Source organism: Gluconobacter vitians, from assembly GCF_015244565.1.
GTDB lineage: Bacteria > Pseudomonadota > Alphaproteobacteria > Acetobacterales > Acetobacteraceae > Gluconobacter > Gluconobacter vitians.
This window is the reverse complement of record NZ_JABCQG010000048.1, coordinates 1-4,519: the sequence shown is the minus strand read 5'-3', so window position 1 is coordinate 4,519 and position 4,519 is coordinate 1. Positions and strand designations below refer to the sequence as shown.

Genomic DNA, 4,519 nt, shown 5'->3' with positions numbered 1-4,519 from the left:
CTGTCCGATGGATGCCTTTGGAATGCTGGAGTCGTCGACGCATAGAGTCGACCCATAAGTGCGCGCAGAGACGCTTAGCGTATATCTGTGCCCGTTCTATGTCCTGACCCCTTCACGGTGGGAGTGTACGCGCGAGCAGGCGCGAACACGTCCGGACGCCTACGGCGGGCTACGCCGCTCCCGCGCTGCGCTCGCTCCGAACCTGATGGACCAGTAGAACCGGGCAAGAGGGGATTTGCTCAAGGGGAAGGAATGTGTGGGGACAGTCCATGTTTCCCGTCAGAACGTCAGATAGGCCGGAGAGACGCTAGGAACGAGCCACACGCCGTTGTCGGCCTGATAGAAGGAAATCCTATTCCGAAACATCAGACCGGCCTCTACGGCCAAAATAACGGCCTTTCCGTGCCTCTCTCCGACACGCTGCGCCGTATCCCGGTCGGTGGAAAGATGGACCATCTGGCGGCGGCCCGGTTTCAGACCCTCCCGAAAGATCGAGGGCAGGTTGTCGCGGGCGGTGCCATGCCAGAGCCGATCAGGTGGCTGGACGGCGGGGAGGTCGAGATCAACCGGAAGGGAATGACCCTGCGCGGCCCGGATGCGCAGGCCGTCCGGCGAGAGGGTGAAGCGCCGCTTGTCGTTCATCTCGACCACCCGTCGCAGGGTGTCGAGATCGAACGGCTTGCCCGCTCGTTTCGCCAGCCGGATCAGGTCGGCCACCTTCGCCCAGCCCTGTCCGTCCAGCTTCAGGCCGATCCGTTCCGGCTCATGTCGCAGGATCAGGGATAGCAGCCGGGCGACTTCGGAATCCTTCATCGGATGGCCGAAAAAGGCGTGGATGCTCCGAACACTTTCATAGAACAAACCCTCTACAGGCACCGGAAATCTGCGGTTTTTTAGGAATGTCGGGTCGTATCGACCTGTGTCGACTCATGTCGAGTTGGTCCTATCTGTGTCGCATCATCACGGCTTGGGTTCATCCTTACCGATTAGCCATGCCTTGAACTCATCCCGGTGGCTTGGATGTATCCAACCGGAGACGCGCACTAACCCCTTAGCCCGTTGTTCTTCCCTGTGTTTTTCAGAGCGCGCCCGGTTCTGCGCCATCATGGTGCGGTAACGTTCGGCAAGGTCGGCGTCATCGTTTTTTCTTGCTTCAGACACGGTTTTGCAGTCCTCTTTTGATCCCGAGCATTAAGCGAGGGCGCACATATGGATTACTAACGTAATCCGTGCGGTGTTGGCAACACACTGAAAGCGTTAGCGGTAACGGTGGCAATCTATAGCGTAAACGTGTCGGCTATCGGGAAAGGCACACAGAAGCAGGCGGGAACAGCAGGCGCTCATGTCGGCTACATTACCCGTTCGACCGCTGCCGTTGCAGTGCTGGCTGAACGGATGCCGACTGCCCGGATCGGCTCACGGGGCGGTGCCGCCCGGAAGTGGCTAGACGAGCAGGAGCAGGCCGACCGAAAGAACGGGCGCGTTGTCACCAAGGTCATGGTCGCCCTACCGCACGAACTGACCGACGCGCAACGCGCCGCCCTGGTGCGGGACTTCTGCGAACGTATGACCGCTGGCCGTGGCAGTTGGCTGGCTGCCATTCATCGACCGTCCGGAGACGATGCCCGGAACCATCACGCTCACATCGTCCTACGCGACAAGGATTTCGAGACCGGCAAGGTGGTTGTGGGTCTCTCGAACGCTAAGTCGGTGGATCTGATTCGGACGGAGTGGGAGCGGTTCGCCAATGCCGCTCTCGAGGCGGCCGGAGAAGCCGCGAGGATCGACCGGCGCAGTCTGGCCGATCAAGGGGAGACCAGAGAACCGGGGGCGCATGTCGGCCCTGCTGTGACGGCCATAGAGCGGCGTGGAGAGGTGAGTGCCGTTCGCGTTCGGGTCGTGTGCCAGAAGAGCGAGAAACAGCCCAAACCTTTGCGGCTCTCTGATCTGATTTTCGATGATGATCCCGAACAGGAAGTGCAAGACCTAGACGAATGGCTCGTTTATCAGAAACGGCTTGAAGCCGAAGCTGAGCAGCAGAGAAGGGAAGCCATCAAATTCAGGAATACGAAACGCCGAGAGATTCTGAAAGAGGCTTCGGAACTGGCGGAGCGTGTCAAAGGCCCGGTTGAAGACATGGAGCGATGGAATAGCCAGCGGAACGTGTGGGATTGGGAAGAACTCAATCCGGATTGGGTCAGTGGCAGGCGTGACGAATTTGCCCGCCTGAAGATGCGGGCTGATGAGCTAATGCTGCCGGTGGCGCCACGGGGATGGCTTGAGCTTCTCCGGCCAATATTTGAGCTTTTACAAAGTCTAATGGAGCGTATGCAGCGGCTGCTGCCAGACCCAGATGCCAAGTGGAATGACGACTTGGACAACAGGCCGAAGATGTAACAGCGATATGAGTTAGCCGTCTATCGGTCTTGAGAACTGTGCCAGATGCGCAGGATTTCGACCGTTGAATCTGCGATGCGATAGACGATTACATACGGCCAGCAGGACACCAGCTCTCGCGTGCCGGGTGTAATACCGGGTCTGCCGCGCTCGGGCAGGTATTCGAGACGGTCGCATGTAGCGACGATCTGAATGGCAACCCGGCTTGCAGCTGCGGGATTTTCTTCACCGATATGCTGTTTGATGCGCTGAATGTCGTTGAGTGATCTACGAGTGAACTGGATGGAAAAAACCGTGCTCATTTGCAGTGGGGAGCCGGTTTTTCGTGTTCAGTTCCCCACGACAGGAGCCATTCCCGAACGGCAGCATATGGGACCGTGCGGCCTGCATCGGCATCAGCAATGCCTTCTTGGACAGCCGCCAGAAAGGCCGCTGTTTCCTCATCGTCATGCTGGATGATCGGGTTTGCGCTCATCATGCGGCATCCTTCTTCGCGGCCCGTTTGGCCTCAAGGTCGAACATATCGGCCTGTGCGGATTCAGTGCGGTATTTGACCAGCACATTCATGCGCTGGCGATGGTCGCCTTTGAATATAATGTTAGGGTTAAGGCGCCAGTGTGAACGGCGAATTTCGGAAATAACTTCTGCTTTGCGCAATGCACCCATAAGGCGGGCGACGGTTGGGCGGCTAGTTCCGGTGGCTTCTGCAATTTCCTGCCATGTAGCGACTACTTGATTTTGATGATCGGCCTTCGAGAGGAGCCACATCAAGATTTTCATCTTGGCATTTCCAACCTCGTCTACCAGTTCGAGGATTTCAGCTAGCCAAATTTTATGAAAGCCAGCGTCTCCAACGGTTTTAGTGACGACTTGTGCGTCGATGATCTCGCCTGTCTCTGCATCGAGTAACCGTCTCTGACCGTTGAAAAGCGTCGCCATATTACGTCCTCAATGTGCCAAAGGTGCAAATTTCTGCACCTTTAAGTATCTAATGTGTGACACCATAAAGTATCATAATGAAGATAACAATAGGTATCAATTTTGACACCTTTTGGTATCAATTTTGACTACTTTCGTTTTTGAAAATGGCGGATTTCTGCGGATTTTTGGCTTTCTCCCTTCTTGATCTATCTAGGAGGTCCGTTTTGCTGGGACGATCGGCATTGGAGCGATGCCCGAACGGACCGCTTTTCCTTTTAAAAAATTAAAATCCTGATGCCTGTTGAACGGGTGGGTATGTGGGTCGAGCGTGGAGCCTGTGGGCAGACGGTGGGCAGGCCAAAGGGCTGTCCACGGGCTGTCCATGGGCGGAGCGCGGCCCGAAGGGCGATCCACATATCCACGCGCAGAACCTTCACGGGGTCGGTACACAGAACGGACCCAGATATACGCTAAGGTTTTGCCGTGCCTTCGACGGCGCGCATCTGGCGAAGCGGTCTGAGCGCGGTGGATGGCGCATCGGGATCGGTCCAGAGGTAATCGCCGGTGAGATTGATATGCTGCCAACCGAGCGGTGATAGGTGTTGCAGCAGGTCCGGCGGGACCGGCCGGCCGAGGTTGGCGAGATGCATCCGGGCGGCTTGCAGGTAGGTCGTGTTCCACAGGACGATGGCACCGGCGACGAGGTTCAGCGCGCTCGCCCGATGGCTTTGGGCTTGCAGCGCATGATCGCGGATACGGCCGATGCGATGGAAGAAGATGGCGCGTTTCAGGGCATTTTCCGCTTCTCCCTTGTTGAGTTCGCGGGTGGCGCGGCGACGCTGTTCGGGCTGCTCGATCCAGTCGAGCGTGAACAGGGTACGCTCGACGCGACCGATCTCGCGCAACGCCAGTGCCAGGCCGTTGGCGCGTGGATAGGAGCCGAGCCGTTCCAGCATGATCGAGGCGCTGACGACGCCTGTGCGGATCGAGGTTCCCAGTCGCAGCACGTCGTCCCAGTGTGCCTCGATCAGACCTTCGTCGATGCGGCCCGCGACCAGCGGCGCAATATCGGGGCCGGGTTCGATGCCGTTAAACAGGTGCAAACGGCGTGCGGCGATATTCGGGATACGCGGCGCGAACCGGAACCCAAGCAGATGACATAGCGCGAACACATGGTCGGAGACGCCCCCGCCATCGACGT

At 58.0% G+C, this 4,519-nt stretch carries 7 protein-coding genes; 1 reads left to right on the top strand and 6 read right to left on the bottom strand.

Annotated features, from left to right (window positions below; translation table 11 throughout):
* Positions 1-279: 279 nt before the first annotated feature.
* Positions 280-813 carry an RNA 2'-phosphotransferase gene (locus HKD24_RS14730; protein ID WP_194260924.1) on the bottom strand — a complete coding sequence of 178 codons (534 nt, stop codon included), beginning with the start codon at positions 811-813 and terminating at the stop codon, positions 280-282.
* Positions 814-960: 147 nt separating this feature from the next.
* A complete protein-coding gene (locus tag HKD24_RS14725; RefSeq protein WP_194260923.1) occupies positions 961-1,161 on the bottom strand; it encodes a hypothetical protein in 201 nt (66 codons plus the stop codon).
* Positions 1,162-1,290: 129 nt separating this feature from the next.
* Here HKD24_RS14725 and HKD24_RS14720 point away from each other — a divergent pair, with 129 nt between their 5' ends.
* Positions 1,291-2,397, top strand: a complete 1,107-nt coding sequence (locus tag HKD24_RS14720) for a MobA/MobL family protein (protein WP_194260922.1) — start codon at positions 1,291-1,293, stop codon at positions 2,395-2,397.
* A gap of 20 nt (positions 2,398-2,417) precedes the next feature.
* Here the strand turns inward: HKD24_RS14720 and HKD24_RS14715 are convergent, their stop codons facing one another.
* The 4 genes from HKD24_RS14715 to HKD24_RS14700 all read right to left on the bottom strand — a co-directional run.
* Positions 2,418-2,699: a type II toxin-antitoxin system RelE/ParE family toxin gene (locus HKD24_RS14715; RefSeq protein ID WP_194260921.1), complete on the bottom strand. Its 282-nt coding sequence runs from the start codon at positions 2,697-2,699 to the stop codon at positions 2,418-2,420.
* Positions 2,696-2,875 carry a CopG family transcriptional regulator gene (locus HKD24_RS14710; RefSeq protein WP_228124476.1) on the bottom strand — a complete coding sequence of 60 codons (180 nt, stop codon included), beginning with the start codon at positions 2,873-2,875 and terminating at the stop codon, positions 2,696-2,698. Before HKD24_RS14710 ends, HKD24_RS14715 begins: the two co-directional genes overlap by 4 nt.
* Entirely contained in the window at positions 2,872-3,336 is a 465-nt protein-coding gene (locus HKD24_RS14705) for a replication/maintenance protein RepL (protein WP_194260920.1), read from the bottom strand. Before HKD24_RS14705 ends, HKD24_RS14710 begins: the two co-directional genes overlap by 4 nt.
* A gap of 452 nt (positions 3,337-3,788) precedes the next feature.
* Positions 3,789-4,519: Tn3 family transposase (locus HKD24_RS14700; RefSeq protein WP_194260919.1), on the bottom strand; the 731-nt coding region annotated here is incomplete at its 5' end.

What these genes read in the sequence shown, in the direction of transcription:
- HKD24_RS14730 (WP_194260924.1), bottom strand. Translation starts at nt 813, where the DNA reads ATGAAGGATTCCGAAGTCGCCCGGCTGCTATCCCTGATCCTGCGACAT.
- HKD24_RS14715 (WP_194260921.1), bottom strand. Translation starts at nt 2,699, where the DNA reads ATGAGCACGGTTTTTTCCATCCAGTTCACTCGTAGATCACTCAACGAC.
- HKD24_RS14710 (WP_228124476.1), bottom strand. Translation starts at nt 2,875, where the DNA reads ATGATGAGCGCAAACCCGATCATCCAGCATGACGATGAGGAAACAGCG.
- HKD24_RS14705 (WP_194260920.1), bottom strand. Translation starts at nt 3,336, where the DNA reads ATGGCGACGCTTTTCAACGGTCAGAGACGGTTACTCGATGCAGAGACA.